Genomic DNA, 399 nt, shown 5'->3' with positions numbered 1-399 from the left:
CCTGAAGAATTACACGGTCACGGCAACCACGTATGATCCTCTGGTGGGAGTAACGAACTCCATTTCCGCGAACGGAATCAGAACGGTAAATACCTATGACAATGCAGGCAGACTGATTAAAGTAAAGGACGCAGACGGGAAAACACTACAGGAGAACCAGTACAACTACAAACACTAAAAATCATGAAAAAAATTATAACAGCATTTCATATATTGTTTGTTGCGGGGCTTTCTTTCGCGCAAACAACTCCCAGTACGACTGAGAACTACATCTATACCAAAAACTGTCTGGATGGGGATTGCACTAAAAAATCAGAATCTGTTCAGTATTTTGATGGGCTCGGAAGACCTATCCAAAGTGTTGCCATCAAAGCTACGCCGCTTGGAAGAGATGTTGTC

At 42.9% G+C, this 399-nt stretch carries 1 protein-coding gene; it reads left to right on the top strand.

Annotation, left to right across the window (positions count from 1 at the left end):
* Positions 1-183: 183 nt before the first annotated feature.
* Positions 184-399 (top strand): DUF6443 domain-containing protein (locus DRF61_RS22505; RefSeq protein ID WP_157963435.1); only part of this gene is annotated, 216 nt, incomplete at its 3' end.

This window comes from Chryseobacterium lathyri (assembly GCF_003290185.1).
Lineage (GTDB): Bacteria > Bacteroidota > Bacteroidia > Flavobacteriales > Weeksellaceae > Chryseobacterium > Chryseobacterium lathyri.
Note: the sequence above shows the minus strand (reverse complement) of the source record. Positions and strands in the feature narration are given on the sequence as shown.